Annotated in this window: 14 protein-coding genes and 1 pseudogene; 10 read left to right on the top strand and 5 right to left on the bottom strand. The window is 61.4% G+C overall.

Annotation, left to right across the window (positions count from 1 at the left end; all coding sequences use genetic code 11):
- Positions 1-58: 58 nt before the first annotated feature.
- Positions 59-904, top strand: coding sequence for a xanthine dehydrogenase accessory protein XdhC (gene xdhC, locus J4E42_RS09355; protein WP_008027370.1), 846 nt, complete (start codon positions 59-61; stop codon positions 902-904).
- Positions 905-912: 8 nt separating this feature from the next.
- Complete coding sequence (guaD, locus tag J4E42_RS09350; RefSeq protein ID WP_207285051.1) at positions 913-2,217, top strand: guanine deaminase; 1,305 nt, start codon at positions 913-915, stop codon at positions 2,215-2,217.
- 152 nt (positions 2,218-2,369) lie between these two features.
- On the opposite strand, the gene J4E42_RS09345 is transcribed toward guaD, so the two are convergent.
- Complete coding sequence (locus J4E42_RS09345) at positions 2,370-3,134, bottom strand: GntR family transcriptional regulator (RefSeq protein WP_008027375.1); 765 nt, start codon at positions 3,132-3,134, stop codon at positions 2,370-2,372.
- Between the two features lie 375 nt (positions 3,135-3,509).
- Between J4E42_RS09345 and J4E42_RS09340 the strand changes: the two genes are divergently transcribed.
- Positions 3,510-4,703 (top strand): benzoate/H(+) symporter BenE family transporter, encoded by a 1,194-nt coding sequence (locus tag J4E42_RS09340; RefSeq protein WP_207285049.1) that lies wholly within the window; start codon positions 3,510-3,512, stop codon positions 4,701-4,703.
- Between the two features lie 183 nt (positions 4,704-4,886).
- Here J4E42_RS09340 and J4E42_RS09335 read toward each other — a convergent pair whose 3' ends face one another.
- A complete protein-coding gene (locus J4E42_RS09335) occupies positions 4,887-5,231 on the bottom strand; it encodes a YggL family protein (protein ID WP_008027379.1) in 345 nt (114 codons plus the stop codon).
- A 234-nt stretch (positions 5,232-5,465) separates the two neighbouring features.
- Here J4E42_RS09335 and dacB point away from each other — a divergent pair, with 234 nt between their 5' ends.
- Positions 5,466-6,926 carry a D-alanyl-D-alanine carboxypeptidase/D-alanyl-D-alanine-endopeptidase gene (gene dacB / locus J4E42_RS09330; protein WP_207285048.1) on the top strand — a complete coding sequence of 487 codons (1,461 nt, stop codon included), beginning with the start codon at positions 5,466-5,468 and terminating at the stop codon, positions 6,924-6,926.
- A 129-nt stretch (positions 6,927-7,055) separates the two neighbouring features.
- Here dacB and J4E42_RS09325 read toward each other — a convergent pair whose 3' ends face one another.
- A complete protein-coding gene (locus J4E42_RS09325; protein WP_207285047.1) occupies positions 7,056-9,446 on the bottom strand; it encodes a GGDEF domain-containing protein in 2,391 nt (796 codons plus the stop codon).
- 143 nt (positions 9,447-9,589) lie between these two features.
- A complete protein-coding gene (rlmKL, locus tag J4E42_RS09320; protein ID WP_207285046.1) occupies positions 9,590-11,860 on the bottom strand; it encodes a bifunctional 23S rRNA (guanine(2069)-N(7))-methyltransferase RlmK/23S rRNA (guanine(2445)-N(2))-methyltransferase RlmL in 2,271 nt (756 codons plus the stop codon).
- 531 nt (positions 11,861-12,391) lie between these two features.
- Between rlmKL and rmf the strand changes: the two genes are divergently transcribed.
- Positions 12,392-12,607, top strand: coding sequence for a ribosome modulation factor (rmf, locus tag J4E42_RS09315; RefSeq protein WP_003223300.1), 216 nt, complete (start codon positions 12,392-12,394; stop codon positions 12,605-12,607).
- 365 nt (positions 12,608-12,972) lie between these two features.
- On the opposite strand, the gene J4E42_RS09310 is transcribed toward rmf, so the two are convergent.
- Positions 12,973-13,992, bottom strand: a complete 1,020-nt coding sequence (locus tag J4E42_RS09310; RefSeq protein ID WP_032832392.1) for a quinone-dependent dihydroorotate dehydrogenase — start codon at positions 13,990-13,992, stop codon at positions 12,973-12,975.
- Between the two features lie 229 nt (positions 13,993-14,221).
- Here J4E42_RS09310 and J4E42_RS09305 point away from each other — a divergent pair, with 229 nt between their 5' ends.
- The 5 genes and pseudogenes from J4E42_RS09305 to J4E42_RS09285 all read left to right on the top strand — a co-directional run.
- Positions 14,222-15,433 (top strand): CmpA/NrtA family ABC transporter substrate-binding protein, encoded by a 1,212-nt coding sequence (locus J4E42_RS09305; RefSeq protein ID WP_008027389.1) that lies wholly within the window; start codon positions 14,222-14,224, stop codon positions 15,431-15,433.
- Between the two features lie 15 nt (positions 15,434-15,448).
- Positions 15,449-16,024, top strand: a complete 576-nt coding sequence (locus tag J4E42_RS09300) for an ANTAR domain-containing response regulator (RefSeq protein WP_008027390.1) — start codon at positions 15,449-15,451, stop codon at positions 16,022-16,024.
- Between the two features lie 314 nt (positions 16,025-16,338).
- On the top strand, positions 16,339-17,550 hold the full coding sequence (locus J4E42_RS09295) for a NarK/NasA family nitrate transporter (RefSeq protein WP_008027395.1): 1,212 nt from the start codon (positions 16,339-16,341) through the stop codon (positions 17,548-17,550).
- A 7-nt stretch (positions 17,551-17,557) separates the two neighbouring features.
- Positions 17,558-19,228 (top strand): bifunctional protein-serine/threonine kinase/phosphatase, encoded by a 1,671-nt coding sequence (locus J4E42_RS09290; RefSeq protein ID WP_207285045.1) that lies wholly within the window; start codon positions 17,558-17,560, stop codon positions 19,226-19,228.
- Positions 19,229-19,641: 413 nt separating this feature from the next.
- A pseudogene (locus J4E42_RS09285) lies at positions 19,642-20,841 on the top strand (NAD(P)/FAD-dependent oxidoreductase); the annotation flags it as partial.
- Positions 20,842-20,855 lie beyond the last annotated feature (14 nt).

Raw genomic sequence — 20,855 nt, 5'->3', positions numbered from 1 at the left:
TGGGAGCTAGCCTGCTAGCGATTAGGCCCGGATAGACAACAGAAATGTTGAGGTGAATATGTACAACTGGATCGACGCCCTCGCCGACCTGCAAAACCGCGGTGAACCCTGCGTGTTGGTGACCATCATCGAAGAGCTCGGCTCGACGCCGCGCAATGCCGGTTCGAAAATGGTCATCAGCGCCAGCCAGACCTTCGACACCATCGGTGGCGGGCATCTGGAATACAAGGCCATGCAGATCGGCCGCGAAATGCTCGCCAGCGGCAAACAGGACACGCACCTGGAGCGCTTCAGCCTCGGCGCCAGCCTCGGCCAGTGCTGCGGCGGCGTGACCGTATTGCTGTTCGAACCGATGGGCCAGGTCCAGGCGCAGATCGCCGTGTTCGGCGCCGGCCATGTCGGTCGCGCACTGGTGCCGCTGCTCGCCAGCCTGCCCTGCCGGGTGCGCTGGATCGACTCGCGGGAAGATGAATTCCCTGAACAGATCCCCCACGGCGTGCGCAAAATCGTCGCCGAAGAGCCGGTGGATGAAATCGACGACCTGCCCGCCGGCAGCTACTGCATCGTCATGACCCACAATCATCAGCTCGACCTTGAACTCACCGCTGCGATCCTCAAGCGCAACGACTTCGCCTACTTCGGCCTGATCGGTTCGAAAACCAAACGGGTGAAGTTCGAACACCGCCTGCGCGACCGTGGTTTTGACAGCAGCGTGCTGCAACGCATGCGCTGCCCGATGGGCATCGGCGAAGTCAAAGGCAAATTGCCTGTGGAAATCGCCATCTCCATCGCCGGCGAAATCATCGCCACCTATAACGCGAATTTCGGCCAGCACACCGCCAGCGCCGGATCGTCGATTGCCAAATTGCTGCCTGCTTCACGCCGCAGCCAAGCCTCTAATTGAGAACGCCCATGCCTCTGACTCGCAAAGCCTACCGCGCCGCCATCCTGCACAGCATCGCCGACCCCGCTGAAGTGGGGATCGAAGCCTCGTACGAGTATTTCGAAGACGGTTTGCTGGTGGTCGATAACGGCCAGATCAGCGCGCTCGGTCACGCCAGCGAATTGCTGCCAACCCTGCCCGCCGATATCGAGATCACTCATTATCAGGACGCGCTGATCACCCCCGGTTTCATCGACACCCACATCCACTTGCCGCAAACCGGCATGGTCGGTGCCTACGGCGAGCAATTGCTGGACTGGCTCAACACTTACACCTTCCCGTGTGAAAGCCAGTTCGCCGACAAGACTCACGCCGACGAAGTCGCAGACATTTTCATCAAGGAACTGCTGCGCAACGGCACCACCACTGCGCTGGTGTTCGGCAGCGTGCACCCGCAATCGGTGAACTCGTTCTTCGAAGCGGCTGAACAGCTGGACCTGCGGATGATCGCCGGCAAGGTGATGATGGACCGCAACGCGCCGGACTACCTGACCGACACCGCCGAATCCAGTTTCGTCGAAAGCAAGGCGCTGATCGAGCGCTGGCACGGCAAGGGTCGCTTGCACTACGCCGTCACGCCGCGTTTCGCCCCGACCAGCACCCCGGAACAACTGACCCTCGCCGGCCAGTTGCTGAGTGAATATCCGGACCTGTACATGCAGACCCACATCAGCGAAAACCTCAAGGAAATCGAGTGGGTCAAGGAACTGTTCCCGGAGCGCAAAGGCTACCTGGACGTCTACGATCACTACCAGTTGCTCGGCGAGCGCTCGGTCTTCGCCCACGGCGTGCACCTGTGCGATGACGAATGCGCGCGATTGGCAGAAACCGGCTCGGCCATCTCGTTCTGCCCGACCTCGAACTTCTTCCTCGGCAGTGGCCTGTTCAACCTGCCGATGGCCGAGAAGCACAAACTCAATGTCGGCATCGGCACCGATGTGGGTGGCGGCACCAGTTTCTCGCTGCTGCAAACGTTGAACGAGGCGTACAAGGTCATGCAACTGCAAGGGGCGCGACTGAGCCCGTTCAAATCGTTGTACCTGGCGACGCTGGGCGGCGCACGGGCACTGAGGCTTGAGGACAAGATCGGCACACTGCAACCGGGCACCGACGCCGACTTCCTGGTGCTGGATTACAACGCCACGCCGTTGCTGAGCTACCGCTTGAAGCAGGCGAACAACATTGCCGAGACGTTGTTTGTGTTGATGACGCTGGGGGATGACCGGACGGTGTTGCAGACGTATGCGGCGGGGAATCAGGTGCATCAGCGCTAAGGATTTTCGGGCATAAAAAAATCCCCCATCGCCGTAGAGCCTGGGGGATTTTTATTGCCTGTCAGATTGCTATCGCGAGCAGGCTCGCTCCCACAGGGAAATGCATTCCAATGTGGGAGCGAGCCTGCTCGCGATGGGCGCGACGCGGTCTATCAGATTTTCGCCGGCGAACGCCCTGGCTTCTTGGTCTGCAACAAATGCGAGAACACCGCGTGCAAATCATCCGACGCGCTTTCTTCGTCGAGGTTGAGCTTGCTGTCGATGTGGTCCATGTGATGCATCATCAGGTTCACCGCCAGCTCACCGTTGCGCGCTTCGATCGCGTCGATCAGTTGGGTGTGTTCGTCATAGGAACAGTGCGAACGGTTGCCGCTTTCGTATTGCGCGATGATCAACGAAGTCTGGGACACCAGGCTGCGCTGGAAGCTGATCAGCGGTGCATTCTTCGCTGCTTCGGCCAGTTTCAGGTGGAATTCGCCCGACAGACGAATGCCGGCACCGCGATCGCCACGGGAAAAGCTGTCACGCTCGTCGTTGACCATCTGCCGCAATTCGGCGATCTGCTCGGCGGTGGCGTGCTGCACGGCCAGTTCAGTGATCGCACGCTCGACCAGACGGCGGGCGAGGAACACCTGGCGCGCTTCTTCGACACTCGGGCTGGCAACCACGGCGCCGCGATTCGGCCGCAACAGCACGACGCCTTCATGGGCCAGGCGCGACAGCGCGCGGCGAATGATGGTGCGACTGACCCCGAAAATTTCCCCCAGCGCTTCTTCGCTCAACTTGGTGCCGGGCGCCAGGCGCTGTTCGAGGATGGCCTCGAAGATATGCGCGTAGACAATATCGTCCTGGGTACCGCTGCGGCCGGCTTTGCCTGCTCGCGGTTGTTTCTTGAGGGGTTGCAACTGTTCGTTCATGGGCACTCGAGTCGGGAGAACTGCGGCGAATTGACCGTGACTGTAATACGGCACAGTGGGTCGCTGGCAAGTATCGCGTAAAAAACACCGCGATTGTACACAATGGATGGTGGCAACACGACTGTACGGCTGTTTGTCGCCTTTGCTGTATCGCAACGATTGCTTACGTTTGAGTTTAGGCTTATCCGCAGAATCCGCAGCGAATACGATCCCCTTGTAGGAGCGAGGCTTGCCCGCGAAGGCGTCGTGTCAGTTGACATCAATGTTGAATGATATGACGCCTTCGCGGGCAAGTCGGAACGCCGCACCGCTCGCTCCTACAAGGGGTTTGTGTTGCTTTGGGTATTTTCGTACGTATTAAGGAACACCGTTGTCATGAACGACGCCACGCACACGCAGCTCCGCCCATTGGCGGACACGTCCCCTTCCGCCATCGTCGCCGGGTTCATCGCGATGATGACCGGCTACACCAGCTCCCTGGTGCTGATGTTCCAGGCCGGGCAAGCGGCAGGCCTGACCAGCGGGCAGATTTCGTCGTGGATCTGGGCGATTTCCATTGGCATGGCGGTGTGTTCGATTGGCCTGTCACTGCGTTATCGCACGCCGATCACCATCGCGTGGTCGACACCCGGCGCGGCGTTGCTGATCACCAGCCTGGGCGGTGTGAGTTACGGCGAAGCCATTGGCGCCTACATGACCTGTGCGGTGCTGGTCACCGTGTGTGGCTTGACCGGCAGCTTCGAACGCCTGGTGAAGAAGATTCCTGCCTCATTGGCTGCCGCGTTGCTGGCCGGGATTCTGTTCAAGATCGGCAGCGAAATCTTCGTCGCCGCCCAACATCGCACCGCGCTGGTGCTGGGGATGTTTTTCACCTACCTGGTGGTCAAGCGCCTGACGCCGCGCTACGCGGTACTCGCTGCGCTGCTGATCGGTACGGCGCTGTCAGGGTTCATGGGGCTGCTGGATTTCAGCGCGTTTCACCTGGAAGTGGCGACGCCGGTCTGGACCACGCCGCACTTCTCCCTGGCCGCGACCATCAGCATCGGCATTCCATTGTTCGTGGTGGCGATGACCTCGCAGAACATGCCAGGCATTGCGGTGCTGCGCGCCGACGGCTACACCGTGCCGGCCTCGCCGCTGATTACTACGACGGGCATCGCCTCGCTGCTGCTGGCGCCGTTCGGTTCCCACGGGATCAACCTGGCCGCCATCAGCGCGGCGATCTGCACCGGGCCGCATGCCCACGAAGACCGCAACAAGCGTTACACGGCCGCCGTGTGGTGCGGGGTTTTCTACGGGATTGCCGGGGTATTCGGCGCAACGCTGGCGGCGCTGTTTGCCGCGCTGCCCAAAGAACTGGTGCTGTCGATTGCGGCACTGGCGTTGTTCGGCTCGATCATCAATGGCTTGAGCATTTCGATGGCCGAAGTGAAGGAACGCGAAGCGGCGCTGATCACCTTTATGGTCACGGCGTCGGGGTTGACGCTGTTTTCCGTGGGTTCGGCGTTCTGGGGGATTGTGGCGGGGGTGTTGACGCTGGTGATCCTGAATTGGCGCAAGGCTGCTTGATACACACCGTCCCCTGTAGGAGCGAGCCTGCTCGCGATGGACGTTAACGATTACGCGGGGAATCTGATACCCCGCGGTGCTCTGAAGTCCATCGCGAGCAGGCTCGCTCCCACAGGGGAGCGGGCGGTGGTTTCTGACAGGCATAAAAAAACGGCGACCCTTGGGTCGCCGTTTTTTATGACATCAAGCTACCGGATTGATCGGCTTTTCCGGGTACCAGACGTCGATCAGCGGGCTGACGGTGACTTCAGTCAGTTCGCTGCGGCCTTTGAGCCAGGCTTCAACAGCTGCACGCTGCTCTTCGGACACCGAGCCACGTTTCTGCAGGCAAACCAGACCGAAGTCGTCGCCGCCAACATAGCCCAGACCGTTGGCTTCCATGGCTTCTTTCAGGAACGCGTCGAGGAAAGCATCAATGGCTTCATCAGCCAAATCTTCTTTGAAATCCAGGTTCAGTTCGAAACCCAGCTCTTGAAATTCATCGACGCACAGTTTTTTGCGCAGACGCTGGGAACGGTTAGTCGCCATTGGAACAATCCTCATAAGTAATAACGGGCGGCACTTTAGCAGTTTAAGCCGCCAATTGCCCGACTCTCTGGGCGCAACGCGTTACCGCCGGTAAAAAAATAGCGGATTAGAAGGCGCGGGCACGGCACAAGCCGCTACACCTTGGGGCATAATGCCGACACTTTCATGACCACTGAGGGAAATTATCTTCATGCCCTCGTCTTTTTTCCCCTCGGCTGTAGGGTTTTATTTCAGATGATCAAATCTTTGCGTCCACTGCTGCTGGCCAGTCTTCTTCTCCCGCTGGCCCTCCCCGTTTCCGCCGCCACCATCAACACCGCGCTGTCGCCCAACGTCGAAAAAGCCCTCAAGGCCAGCAAGCTGCAGGACAACGCCCTGTCGCTGGTGATGATCCCGCTCAACGGTCCTGGCACCCCGACCATTTTCAACGCTGACGTCTCGGTCAACCCGGCGTCCACCATGAAACTGGTGACCACCTATGCAGCGCTGGAAATGCTCGGCCCGAACCACCAATGGAAAACCGAGTTCTACACCGACGGCACCCTCAGCGGCGGCATTCTCAACGGCAACCTCTACCTCAAGGGTGGCGGCGATCCGAAGCTGAACATGGAAAAACTCTGGCTGCTGATGCGCGATCTGCGGGCCAACGGCGTGACGCAAGTCACCGGCGACCTGGTGCTGGATCGTGGCTTCTTCGTGCAACCGCAACTGCCGGAGTTCAACGATGACGGCAATGACGAGAACAAACCGTTCCTGGTCAAACCCGATTCGCTGCTGGTCAACCTCAAGGCCCTGCGCTTCGTCGCGCGCAACGACAACGGCCGAGTGCTGATCTCGGTAGAGCCGCCGATTGCCAGCATCCGCATCGAAAACCAGGTCAAGGCCGTCAACGGCAAGCAATGCACCGGTGGCGTGCGTTACAACCCGGTGACCCAGGCCGACGGCAGCGTCACCGTGACCGTTGGCGGGCAGTTGGGCGAAGGCTGCAGCTCGCAGACTTACCTGTCGCTGCTCGACCACGCGACGTACACCGCCGGTGCCGTCCGGGCGATCTGGAAGGAACTGGGCGGCAGCATTCAGGGCAGGGACGTTCTGGCGCCTACGCCGAAAGACGCCAAGGTCCTGGCTCGCGCCTTCTCGCCGGACCTGGCGGAAGTCATCCGCGACATCAATAAATACAGTAACAACACCATGGCGCAGCAGCTGTTCCTGAGCCTGGGCCAGAAATTCCGCACCGACGCCGACGCCGATGACGCCAAAGCGGCCCAGCGCGTGGTGCGTCAGTGGCTGGCGAAGAAAGGCATTACCGCGCCGCACCTGGTGATGGAAAACGGTTCCGGCCTGTCCCGCGCAGAACGCGTGAGCGCCCGTGAAATGGCGGCGATGCTGCAAGCCGCGTGGCATAGCCCGTACGCTGCCGAGTTCATCAGTTCGATGCCGATTGCCGGCACCGACGGCACCATGCGCAAACGCCTGAAGACCACCGCGATGCGCGGCGAAGCCCACGTCAAGACCGGCACCCTGAACACCGTGCGCGCGATCTCCGGCTTCAGCCGCGACGTCAATGGCAACACCTGGGCGGTGGTGGCGATCCTCAACGACAAGGCCCCGTTTGGAGCATCGTCGGTGCTGGATCAGGTGCTGCTGGACCTGTATCGCCAGCCGAAACTGCCGGATACCGCTTCAGTGTTGTAAGCACACCTCAAATCCAATGTGGGAGCTAGCCTGCTAGCGATAGCGGTGTGTCAGTCGGCACATGTATTGACTGACACACCGCTATCGCTAGCAGGCTAGCTCCCACAGGGGGTTGTGTGTAGCCCCGACTTAACCCAACTCGCCCTGAACCCGATCCCGCCCCGCCTGTTTCGCCGCATACACCCCCGAGTCCGCCCGCAGCAGCAGCGCATCCGCGCCCTCGTCGACACGCCAACTGGCAATGCCGAAACTCGCTGTGACGACCCCGACATCGTCGATCGGTGAACTGCGCAAGCCCTGCCACAACTCCAGCGCCAGCCCATAGGCTTGTTCGCCATCGATGTCCGGGCAGAGCACCATGAACTCTTCACCGCCCAGGCGACAGAACACATCGGTGCGACGCAGGCGATTGCCGATGCGCTCGCACACCGCCTGCAACACCCGATCACCCACGGCGTGGCCATGCTGGTCATTGATGCGTTTGAAATGGTCGATGTCGAGCATGATCACCGACAACTCGCCGCCACCGCGCTCCACACGAACCATCTCGGTGGTCAGGCGCTCCTGGAAGTAGCGACGGTTGTGGATCCCGGTCAGCGAGTCGGTGATCGACAGCGCCCGCAGCTCTTCTTCGACGCGCTTGAGGTCGGAGATGTCCGAGATATAGCCATGCCAGAGCACGCCGCCGCCGGGCAGTTCCTCCGGGGTCGCTTCGCCACGGACCCAGCGCACCCCCCGCACCGGCAACTGCACGCGGTACTCTTCGCGCCACGGGCTGAGCGTGTCCGCCGACGCCCGGATCGAAGCGCGGACCCGGGTGGTGTCCTGGGGGTGAATCCGGGTGAAAATCGCTTCGGCGTTGAGCAACAAGACATCCGGCTCAAGCTCGTAGATATCGCGGATGCCGTCGCTGGCGTAGATCACACTGAAGCGCCCGTCGAATTCCATCTTGAACTGGTAAATCCCGCCGGGCACATGGGCGCTGAGTTTCTTCAAGAGCAAATCCCGTGCGGCGAGCGCTTCGTACACCCGTTTGCGCTCGGTGACGTCGATGCAGATCGCCAGGTGCCCGACCCACAAACCTTGCTCGTCGAGCACCGGGGTCGCCAGCATGTTCACCGTCAAATGGCTGCCATCGCCACGCACCAGCGTCCACTCCCGCGCCTCGTGACCGCCCTCCTCGCCGCCCTCGACCAACATCGCCTGGCAGGTCGGAATCGGTTTGCCATAACGTGCACTCAACTCGGCCGAACGCGCGGCAAGCTCCCGGGGCAGGTGCAGGTTTTCCAGGGTCATGTGCCCCACCACTTCCACGCTTGAATAGCCGAGCATCTGCTCCGCCCCGGCGTTGAACGTGCTGATGACGCCGCGCAGGTCGGTGGCGATGATCGCCACCTGGGTCGCGGCATTCAATACGCCACGCAGTTGACCATGGGTACCGCGCAGCTCCTGCTCTCGGGCGCGCAACTCCTGGGTCCGCTGCTCGACCATTTTCAGCGCACGTTGCCGCTGACTGACCAACACATAAAGCAGTGAGCTGAGCAACAGACTGAGCAACCCACCCAGCACCACCAGGCTGCTGACCGAAGAGTGGTTGGCTTGCAGGAAAGCCTCGCTGGGCTGGATGTCGACCTGATAGTCATGGTCGGCCAGCCGCAGCAGCCGGGTCGCGGACAACTCACTGACGGCAGGGCCGTTGGGCGATTCGTAAAGCACTTCGTGCTGATCGTCGATGGACAGGTCGAGGATTCGCACTGACAGATAATCACGGCCCGCTTCCGGCAAGCCATCGGCCAGCAACTGCCGCATGCTGATCACCGCCATCACATAACCGTAAGGTTTCGTGTCTGGACTTTTGCGTGGCATGACCGGCGCCACCAGCAACACGCCCCGTGCATAAGCCGGCTCGATAGCGACAAGATGCATCGGCTGCGACACCGCCATCTGGCCATGCTGGTCCGCCCGGTCCAGGGTGGCACGGCGCAGGGGCTGCGCGGCCAGATCGTAGCCCAACGGTGAGCCGAGCTTGCTCTGGGTCTGGCTGTACAGCACCGCGACATACTCATCGCGCTCCGCCGCCAATTGCAGCTGACCGTCGGCATTGAGCTCACGAATGTTGAAATCGGGTACCCCCTCTTTCCGCACCCGACGCTCAAACTCCGCCCGCTCGGCACGGCTGACCCGCAGGGCGAACGAATAGGCCTGAGTCCGGTGCAGCAAAGGTTGGGTGTAACCGTCGAATTCCTCGCGGGCAACCGAATCGGAATTGACAAAGAACCGGCGCAGGCCATCGAGGCGCTGCTCCTGATCTTCGAAGCGTTCTTCGATACGGCTGTAACGTTCACTGGCCAGCAGTTGGAAACGTTGCCGTAATTGTTGGTGAAACAGATTCAGGGTCGACCAGGCGAGCAACCCGGTGAGTACCCCGCCGACGACCAATACAAACAGCGCGACCAGCCAGGCCGAGACGTCTTCACTGATAAAACCCAGGATCTTTGGGCGCACGGCGTGCAACGACATAGAGGCAACTCAAAACGCCAGGTGCCGGAAAAGCCCATTGGCCATGCGATGAGTTATAGCTATTAGCCATCAATTTGACCAGCACTGAAAGAAGCCAAGAGCCTTTAAAAATCAAGGCTCTGTGGATCCAATGCAAAAAACTGTCAACGCGCAGTGATTTTCCAGGCCCGGTGGATCTTGCCGTTGCGGGCGAAGTCCGGATCGATGGTCTGGGTCGTGATCTCCTCGACCGCGTAACGCTCGGTGAGGTTTTCCTCGAGCGCGAACTTGCGGAAGTTGTTGGAGAAGTACAACACGCCACCCGGCGCCAGTCGCGCCATGGCCAGGTCGATCAACTGCACCTGATCGCGCTGCACGTCGAAGATCCCTTCCATGCGCTTGGAGTTGGAGAAGGTCGGCGGGTCGATGAAGATCAGGTCGAACTCGTCACGGCAGGCATCCAGCCAGACCATCACGTCGCTCTGCTCCAGACGGTTCTTGTCGGAGAAACCGTTCAGCGACAGGTTGCGACGCGCCCAGTCGAGGTAGGTTTTCGACAAGTCGACGCTGGTCGTACTACGCGCGCCGCCCTTGGCTGCGTGGACGCTGGCCGTCGCGGTGTAGCAATACAGATTGAGGAAGCGCTTGCCGGCCGCCTCTTTCTGGATGCGCATGCGCATTGGCCGGTGGTCGAGGAACAGCCCGGTGTCGAGGTAGTCGGTGAGGTTGACCAGCAGCTTCACGCCACCTTCGTTGACCTCGACGAATTTGCCTTGCGCCGCCTGGCGCTCGTACTGCTTGGTGCCGCTCTGACGCTCGCGACGCTTGACCACTACGCGGTTCTTGTCGATGTTCAATGCCTGCGGAATGGCTGCCAGTGCATCGAACATGCGCGCCGAGGCTTTTTCCGGGTCGATGGATTTCGGCGCGGCGTATTCCTGGACGTGGACCCAATCCTGATACAGGTCGATGGCCATCGAGTATTCCGGCATGTCGGCATCGTAGACGCGATAGCAGTCGATGCCTTCACGCTTGACCCACTTGCCCAGCGCCTTGAGGTTCTTTTGCAGGCGGTTGGCAAACATTTGCCCGCCTTCGCTCAAACGCGGTTGCTCGATCACCGGAGCGGGTGCCGCGGCCGGTTTGATCGGGTTACCGTTTTTGTTGTACTGGCGTTCCTGCGGCTCGTTCGGCGCCTGATCGTATTCCGCCTGTTCGCGCTCGACTTGACGCTGTTCCGGGGTGCGACGCTCGCCGGTGACGAACTGATCCGGTGTGACCTTGATCAGCAGCAGCTTGCACGGCAACGCGCCGTTCCAGAACGAATACTGTTTGTGGCTGCGGATGCCCATGCGCTTGCCCAGGTCCGGCGCGCCGGTGAACACCGCCGCTTCCCAGTTCAGGCAGGCCTGACGCAGACGCTCGCCGAGGTTCTGGTAGAGGTAGAGCAAGCTCGCCTCGTCGCCCAGACGCTCGCCGTACGGTGGGTTGCAGATCACCAGGCCTTTCTGGTTCTGGTCCGGACGCGGCTCGAAGGTGCCGACTTCGCCCTGGTAGATCTTGATCCACTCGCTCAGGCCGGCACGCTCGACGTTGTTGCGGCCCGGTTGAATCAGGCGCGGGTCGGCTTCGTAGCCACGAATCCACAGCGGTGGCTTGGCCAGACCGGCCGCAGCGCGCTCGGTGGCTTCTTCGTGAAGCTTTTTCCACAGCGCCGGCACGTGGCCAAGCCACGCGGTGAAACCCCACTGCTCGCGACGCAGGTTCGGTGCCATATCGGTGGCGATCATCGCCGCTTCGACGAGGAACGTACCAACACCGCACATCGGGTCAGCCAGCGCGCCGCCGTCGGCAGCAATGCGCGGCCAGCCGGAACGGATCAGGATGGCGGCCGCGAGGTTTTCCTTCAGCGGCGCCGCGCCTTGCTGCAGGCGATAGCCACGCTGGTGCAGGCTGTGGCCGGAGAGGTCGAGGGACAGGATCGCTTCGCCACGGTCCAGGCGCAGGTGAATGCGCAGGTCCGGGTTGAGTTTGTCGATGGACGGACGGTCGCCCTGCGGAGTGCGCAGTTTGTCGACGATGGCGTCTTTGACTTTCAGGGCGCCGAAGTGCGTGTTATCGATGCCCGAACCGTGACCGCTGAACTCGACGGCCAGGGTGCCGTCGTTGAGCATGTGGTCTTGCCACTCTATATCGAGCACGCCGTGATACAGGTCTTCGGCGTCCTTCATCGGGAAACGCTTGAGCACCAGCAGCACCCGGTTCGCCAGACGCGACCACAGGCACAGGCGATAAGCGGTTTCCATGGTCGCCATGCCGCGCACGGCAGAGGTGTGCTCACGCGCTTCTTCAAGGCCAAGCCCGACGGCTTCCTCGATGAGCAGGCCTTCGAGGCCTTTGGGGCAAGTGAGGAAGATTTCGAATTGATCGGACATTGGAATTTCAGAGCCTTTGGCTAAGTGAACCGACAACGCATTGCCGGCCCGGTTTTCAATCAGGCGCTTTTCTAAAAGAGCGCCCGCGTGGCACGAAGGTGTGCCGTCCCACCCGTGCTGCTCAGGTTAGAAGAGCTTAGATGCACGGGCAGATAAAAAAGTTGATGCAACAAAATGTCATAACTCGACCCTTCGTCGAATAATGCCCGAGACCAACGCGAGGCATTCTCACTAAAGGATTAACCCCATCATCCTGCGGGGGGCCGATCATACAGGGCTTTGGCTAATAAACACGGGACAAACATCGTGTTACTTATGGCCATAGCATCTTTATGGTTACGTCCTTATGACAAAACGATCATTCCCTCGATGTGACGCATTGGTTAGAACTCAATACAGGTTGGCGCCACAACGGACGTCAACACCTTGGCTCGCCACGCCGGCAGCGAGCCCCCCAACGGCAGACATTTCTGCCAGACCTCGATTGAGGTCAACGCGATACATACAGTCAACAAGTGAGGGCAACACCCTATGAGAAGACTTAAGCGTGATCCGTTGGAAAGAGCATTTTTGCGCGGATATCAATATGGCGTTGGTGGCAAATCCCGTGAGCTTTGCCCATTTACTCTACCGTCAGTACGCCAAGCCTGGATTAACGGCTGGCGAGAAGGACGCGGCGACAACTGGGACGGTATGACCGGCACTGCGGGAATCCATAGACTCAACGAACTTCACGCCGTCGGCTAACACAGGGCACACACTCCGACACGACAACCTGATTACGTAACGACTTACCACGCACGCCCCATCCGGGCGGCGGGCTTCGGCCCAGGGGCTCCTTCAAGGGGCCCTTTTTTATGCCTGCTCTTCGGCCAGACACAACCCCTGTAGGAGCCGGCTTGCCGGCGATGGCGTCCTATCAGGCGATACATGTGTCGCTGACCCACCGCCATCGCCGGCAAGCCGGCTCCTACAAGGGTTATGCAATGCTGCGAAAGCGATCTCGAGGACGCCAAAGTCACTGTAGGAGCCGGCTTGCCGGCGATGGCGATCTTGAGGACGCTATCGCCGGCAAACGGAACGCCGCCCGGCCGCTCCTACAGATACGGGGTTTAGCGCAGGGCGGCGATGGCGTCCACGGACTCGCGAATCAGCGCCGGGCCTTTGTAGATGAAGCCGGAATAGAGCTGCACAAGGCTCGCACCCGCCGCGATTTTCTCGGCGGCATGCTTGCCTTCGGTGATGCCGCCCACGGCGATGATCGGCAAACGACCCGCCAACTCGGCCGCCAGCACCTTCACGGTGTGGGTGCTCTTGTCACGAACCGGCGCCCCGGACAGACCGCCCGCCTCGTCACCGTATTCCATGCCTTCGACGCCAACGCGGCTCAGGGTGGTGTTGGTGGCGATCACCGCGTCCATCCCGGTTTCGATCAGCGCTTGAGCGACTTGTGCGGTTTCTTCGTCGGTCATGTCCGGTGCGATCTTGATCGCCAACGGAACATGTTTACCGTGACGCAACGCCAGCTCGGCACGACGAGTCGCCAGGTCAGCCAGCAATTGCTTGAGCGAATCACCGAACTGCAGGCTGCGCAGGCCCGGGGTGTTCGGCGAGCTGACGTTGACCGTCACATAGCTGGCGTGGGCGTAGACCTTGTCCAGGCAGATCAGGTAATCGTCGACCGCACGCTCGACCGGGGTATCGAAGTTCTTGCCGATGTTGATGCCCAGCACGCCCTTGTACTTGGCCGCAGCCACGCGGGCCAGCAGGTGATCGACGCCGAGGTTGTTGAAGCCCATGCGGTTGATGATCGCTTCAGCTTCCGGCAAACGGAAAATCCGTGGTTTCGGATTGCCCGGCTGTGGACGCGGCGTGATGGTGCCGATTTCGACAAAACCAAAACCCAACTGGGCAAAACCGTCGATGGCCGCGCCGTTCTTGTCCAGACCGGCGGCCAGACCCACGGGGTTCGGGAAGTCCAGGCCCATGACGCTTACCGGCATTTTTGCCGGCGCCTTGCACAGCAAGCCGTTGAGGCCCAAACGCCCGCCCGCGCCGATCAGGTCCAGGGACAGATCGTGGGAGGTTTCCGGGGAAAGTTTGAACAACAGCTGACGGGCCAGGGTGTACATGGGCGGCGTTGACTCGAATGGCGGCGAAATGAGGCGGCGATTATAGCCGGGCATCGGGGTCGCAAGCGAGGCGCGCGACAAAATCAGCAAGCGATGGCATATGCCTTGCACCAACACAGGCATCAGCACTCATGCCAACGACGGGATGAGTGGAAGGACAATGGCGTCGTCACCCGGCTTTGCTTGCGCGAAGGCCTGGGACGACGTTTTTTTTGGAAGGTGTTTTGCGATGAATGAAACCACAGCGGGCCCTCTGGCCTGGGTCAACGGCAGCGATGCCCCGGAAAAGACCGACATCAACCTCGGTTTCATGGCCTTGAGCGATTGCGCCTCGGTGGTGGTCGCCGCCACTCAGGGCTTCGCCCAGCCCTACGGCCTGACCTTGAATCTCAAGCGCCAGTCTTCCTGGGCCAACCTGCGGGACAAACTGGTCAGCGGCGAACTCGATGCCGCCCACAGCCTGTACGGTTTGATCTACGCCGTGCACCTGGGCATCGGCGGCGTGGCGCCGACCGAGATGGCGGTGCTCATGGGCCTGAACCAGAACGGCCAGAGCATCAACCTTTCCCACGGCTTGCAGGCGTTGGGCGTGACCGGTCCTGAAGCACTGGACCGCCACGTGCACCAAACTCGCCCAAAACTCACCTTCGCCCAGACTTTTCCGACCGGCACCCACGCCATGTGGCTGTATTACTGGCTGGCGAGCCAGGGCATTCATCCGTTGCACGACGTCGACAGTGTGGTGGTGCCGCCGCCGCAAATGGTCGCGCACCTGCAAGCCGGGCGAATCGACGGTTTCTGCGTCGGTGAACCCTGGTCCGCCAGCGCCGTGAAACACAATCTCGGCTTCACCATGGCAACGACCCAGACCATCTGGCCCGATCATCCGGAAAAAGTCCTCGGCTGCACCCGCGCCTTCGTCGAGCAATACCCCAACACCGCCCGGGCGCTGGTGAAGGCGATTCTGGAGGCCAGCCGCTTCATTGAAGAAAGCGTCGAGAATCGCCGCAGCACCGCGCAGTTGCTGAGCGCCCCCCAATACCTGGACGCGCCGCTCGACTGCATCGAACCGCGCCTGCTCGGCGACTACGCCGACGGCCTCGGCAACCGCTGGCAAGACCTGCACGCGCTGCGCTTCCATGGCGCTGGCGAGGTCAATCAGCCTTACCTGTCCGACGGCATGTGGTTCATGACCCAGTTCCGTCGCTGGGGTTTGCTGCGCGACGACCCGGACTACCTCGCCGTGGCCCGTCAGGTCCAGCAACTAGACTTGTATCGAGAGGCAGCCAGCGCGGTCGATGTCGATTCTTCGGCCAGGGAAATGCGCAGCAGCCAGTTGATCGACGGCAAAATCTGGGACGGCTCGGACCCGGCCGGATATGCCCGCAGCTTCAAACTGCACGCCATGAGCGACAGCTCGCCCCTACTCGCCAGCCGCTGACAGGAGACTACGAACATGCTGCGTATCCTGCTGATCAACGACACCGCGAAGAAAGTCGGCCGCTTGAAGGCCGCCCTGACCGAAGCCGGATTCGAGGTCATCGACGAGTCCGGCCTGACCATCGACCTGCCCGCGCGCGTCGAAACGGTGCGTCCGGATGTGATTTTGATCGATACCGAGTCACCGAGCCGCGATGTGATGGAGCAAGTGGTGCTGGTGAGTCGAGACCAGCCACGGCCGATTGTGATGTTTACCGACGAACATGACCCCGACGTGATGCGTCAGGCGATCAAGTCCGGGGTCAGCGCCTACATCGTCGAAGGCATCCACGCACAACGCTTGCAGCCGATTCTCGACGTAGCCATGGCACGCTTCGAAAGCGACCAGGCCCTGCGTGCGCAACTGCACGCCCGCGACCAGCAACTGGCCGAGCGCAAGCGCATCGAGCTGGCCAAGGGGCTGCTGATGAAGATGAAGGACTGCAACGAAGAAGAGGCCTACACGCTGATGCGCCGCCAGGCCATGAGCCGGCAGCAGAAGCTGATTCAGGTGGCGGAGCAGATCATTGCGATGAGTGAGCTGCTCGGCTGAAGGCCCCTTCGCGGGCAAGCCTCGCTCCTACAGAGGAATTGCGTTCGAACTGTAGGAGCGAGGCTTGCCCGCGAAAGGGTCGACCCGGTCTCGGACTGTTGGCACAAATCTCGCTAAGCAATCACTACAGGTAACCAACGGCGGTTGCCCCACCTACGACAAAGACGTCGCTCACCTCATTTGCCCATGGCGAATCGGGTGGCGGCGTTTTTTTGTTTTGGCCCCACAGACCGGGGCCGGTGGTGCGGCCGTTGCGGCCCCCCACCTGCAAGCTCATGACTCCTTCTCGAGACGACTCACAGCTGAGGTGCGCGATGAATTCAAGCTTCTGGAAATCCGGCCATACCCCGACCCTGTTCGCGGCCTTCCTCTATTTCGACCTGAGTTTCATGGTCTGGTACCTGCTCGGCCCTCTGGCGGTGCAGATCGCCGCCGACCTGCACCTGACCACCCAACAACGCGGGCTGGTGGTGGCCACGCCGATTCTGGCCGGGGCCGTACTGCGCTTTATCATGGGCATGCTGGCGGATCGCCTGTCGCCAAAAACCGCCGGGCTGATCGGCCAGGTGATCGTCATCTGCGCCCTGTTCGTCGCCTGGAAGCACGGCATCCAAAGTTACGAACAAGCGCTGCTGCTGGGCCTGTTCCTCGGCATGGCGGGCGCGTCGTTCGCCGTGGCCCTGCCGCTGGCGTCGCAGTGGTATCCGCCGCAGCATCAAGGCAAGGCCATGGGCATCGCCGGGGCCGGTAACTCGGGCACCGTGCTGGCCGCGCTGATCGCTCCGGTGCTGGCCGCCGCGTTCGGCTGGAGCAACGTGTTCGGCTTCGCGCTGATCCCGCTGATCCTGACCATCATCGTCTTCGCCTGGCTGGCCAAAAACGCGCCTGAACGGCCGAAAGCCAAGTCGGTGTCCGACTATTTCAAAGCCCTGGGCGACCGCGACAGCTGGTGGTTCATGTTTTTCTACAGCGTGACCTTTGGCGGCTTCATCGGCCTGGCCAGCGCCCTGCCCGGCTACTTCAACGACCAATACGGCCTGAGCCCGGTGACTGCCGGTTACTACACGGCGGCCTGCGTGTTTGGCGGCAGTTTGATGCGGCCTCTGGGCGGTGCACTGGCCGACCGCTTCGGCGGGATCCGCACATTGCTGGCGATGTACACGGTGGCGGCGATCTGCATTGCGGCGGTGGGTTTCAACTTGCCGAGTTCCTACGCGGCGCTGGCACTTTTCGTCTGCACGATGCTCGGCCTGGGTGCCGGTAACGGCGCGGTTTTCCAATTGGTCCCGCAACGTTTTCGTCGCGAGATCGGTGTGATGACCGGCTTGATCGGCATGGCCGGTGGCATCGGCGGCTTCGCCCTCGCGGCAGGCATGGGCGCGATCAAGCAAAGCACCGGCAGTTATCAACTGGCGCTGTGGTTGTTCGCCAGCCTCGGCGTCCTCGCCTGGTTCGGTCTGCACGGTGTGAAGCGTCGCTGGAGAACCACTTGGGGTTCCGCGGCCGTCACTGCTGCGCGGGTGTGAGGGCTGAATGAGCCTGCAACTGAGTTTTGCCGAAGCCAGCGCCATCGGTCCGCGCGAGGAGAACCAGGACGCCCTGCGCCTGGTGACGCCGGCCCCGGCACTGGCGGCGAGCAAGGGTTACCTGTTCGCCATCGCCGACGGCGTCAGCCAGTGCGCCGATGGCGGCCTCGCGGCACGTTCGACCTTGCAGGCGCTGGCGCTGGACTACTACGCCACCCCGGAAACCTGGGGTGTCGCCCAGGCACTGGATCGTTTGCTGCTGGCACAAAATCGCTGGTTGCAGGCCAATGGCGGTGGGCAACCGCTGCTGACCACGGTCAGTGCCCTGGTCGTGCGCGGCAGGCGTTTTACCTTGGCGCATGTCGGTGACTGCAGGGTTTATCGCTGGCACGCCGATCAATTGCAGCGGGTCACGGAGGACCACGTCTGGGATCAACCGGGCATGCAGCATGTGCTCAAACGGGCGCTCGGCCTCGATCAGCATCTGGTGCTGGATTTTCTCGATGGCGAACTGCGGCTGAATGAGCATTTCGTGCTGCTCAGCGACGGCATCTGGGCTGTGCTGGGCGACACCGCGATTGCGGCGATTCTGCGCGATCAACCGGATCTGCACAGCGCCGCGCAAACCCTGGTGAATGCGGCGCATCTGGCGGGCAGTCAGGACAACGCCAGCGCGTTATTGGTGCGGGTCGATGCCCTCGGTGAAACGAGCATCGGCGATGCGTTGATTCATGTGCAGCAATGGCCACTGCCGCCAGCGCTGAAACCGGGCCAGACGTTTGAGGGCTGGCACGTCGAAGGAATACTCGGCCAAAGCCAGCAGTCGCTGCTCTATCGGGTGCGCGACGCTCAGCAACAACCCTGGCTGCTGAAAACCCTGCCCGGCGCGTTGCGCGACGATCACCTGGCCGGGCAAGCCTTGCTGTCGGAGGAATGGTTTCTCAAGCGCGTGGCCGGTCGGCATTTCCCTGAAGTCCATGCCGCCAGTCAGCGTCAGCATTTGTACTACGTGATGCGTGAATATTCCGGCTCGACGTTGGCGCAACTGGCCGAGCGAACCACAACGCTGCCGCTGGCCCAATGGCAGGATCTGGCGGAACGTTTGCTGCGTGCGGTCGGTATGTTGCATCGACGGCAGATTCTGCATCGCGACATCAAACCGGAGAATCTGCTGCTGGGGGATGACGGCGAGCTGCGGTTGCTGGATTTCGGCCTGGCCTACTGCCCTGGCCTGTCTGAAGATCAGGCATCGACCCTGCCCGGAACACCCAGCTACATTGCGCCGGAAGCTTTTCGCGGTGACGCGCCGAGCCCGCAACAGGATCTGTATGCGACCGGCGTGACCTTGTATTTCCTGCTCACCGGGCATTATCCCTACGGCGAAATCGAAGCGTTCCAGCGTCCACGGTTTGGTGTACCGGTCAGCGCCAGTCGCTACCGCCCGGACCTGCCCGAGTGGATCGCACAAAGCCTGGAGCGCGCGGTGGCAGCGGACCCGGCGGAGCGATTCGAAACCGCGGAAGAATGGTTATTGGTGCTGGAACAGGGTGAACGACGCAGCTTGAGCGTACGGCCCCGGCCACTGCTGGAGCGCGAGCCGGTGAAGGTCTGGCGGACGTTGGCGTTGGTGGCGCTGCTGGTGAATATGGTGCTGCTGGTTTTGCTGTTTCGCGGCTAGACCGAGTCGCGCCTTTCGCGAGCAAGCTTCGCTCCTACAGGTTGCGGGTTGATCGACCTGTAGGAGCTGAGCTTGCTCGCGAAGGCGGACTGACAGCCAACACAAATCCATCAGCAACCCGCTCCATTAGCGGGCACCACGCTTCGATTCGGTGCAGAAGCCCCCTTTGATTAAGCACTCCGAGCCAACAAAACCGGGTGTAGGTCAACTTGGCACAACCACTGCATTACCTCTCTCAACAGACATAAAGCCCAGCCTTCAACGACGAAGGATGCGCTTCCCGAGAGAACGGGACCAGGACAAAGGCGTCCTCGCTAGGCAACTAGCGGGACGCCTTTTTTTGTTTGCGCAAAATTTGTCGAGCACGACCTGAACGCCCTGTCGAGGCGGGGCCGAGCTCCCCGGAGAACCTGATGAAAAAACTAAAACTGGTGATGATCGGCAACGGCATGGCCGGGGTTCGTACCCTGGAAGAGCTGCTCAAGCTGAGCAACGAGCTGTACGACATCACGGTCTTCGGTGCCGAACCCCATACCAACTACAACCGCATCCTGCTGTCGCCGGTACTGGCCGGCGAGCAAACCTTCGAAGAGATCGCGCTCAACGACCTGGACTGGTACCTGGACAACAACATCAAGTTGCTGCTCAACCGCAGAGTCGTAGAAATCGACCGGATCAAACGTCGGGTCATCGCCGACGACGGCACCGAGGCCGAATACGACCGCCTGCTGATCGCCACCGGCTCGACCCCGTTCATCCTGCCGATCCCGGGCAACACGTTGCACGGCGTGATCGGCTACCGCGACATCGCCGACACCCAAGCCATGATCAACACCGCCAAAACCCACAAGCACGCGGTGGTCATCGGTGGCGGCCTGCTCGGCCTGGAAGCGGCCAATGGCCTGATGCTGCGCGGCATGCACGTCACCGTGGTGCACAACGGTGAATGGTTGCTGGAACGGCAACTGGACAGCGTCAGCGGCCGCCTGCTGCAAACCGCGCTTGAGGACCGTGGCCTGCACTTTCGCCTGCGCGAGCAAACCCAAGCCCTGCACGATGCCGGCAATGGCCGGGTCGGCTCGGTCGAGTTCAAGAACGGCGACCGCATCCCCGCCGACCTGGTGGTGATGGCCGCCGGCATCCGCCCCGCGACCGAACTCGCGGAACGCTCCGGGCTCCCGTGCAACCGCGGGATTCTGGTCAACGACACCCTGCAAACCTACGACCCACGGGTTTACGCCATCGGCGAATGCGCCAGCCATCGCGGCATCGCCTATGGTCTGGTGGCGCCGCTGTTCGAACAGGCCAAGGTCTGCGCCAACCATCTCGCACAGCTTGGCTTCGCCAGCTACAAAGGCTCGGTGACCTCGACCAAATTGAAAGTCACCGGCATTGACCTGTTCTCCGCCGGCGATTTCATGGGCGGCGAAGGCACCGAAACCATCACCCTTTCCGACCCGATCGGCGGGATCTACAAAAAACTGGTGATCAAGGACGACGTGCTGGTCGGGGCCTGCCTGTACGGCGACACGGCCGATGGCGGTTGGTATTTCCGGCAGATTCGCGAGAACCGGAATATCGACGAAATCCGCAATCACCTGATGTTTGGTGAAACCATGCGGGAAGC

The sequence above is a fragment of the Pseudomonas sp. FW300-N2A2 genome, from assembly GCF_017351735.1.
Lineage (GTDB): Bacteria > Pseudomonadota > Gammaproteobacteria > Pseudomonadales > Pseudomonadaceae > Aquipseudomonas > Aquipseudomonas migulae.
The sequence above is the reverse complement of the archived record's forward strand: the minus strand, read 5'-3'. Positions and strand labels throughout refer to the sequence as shown.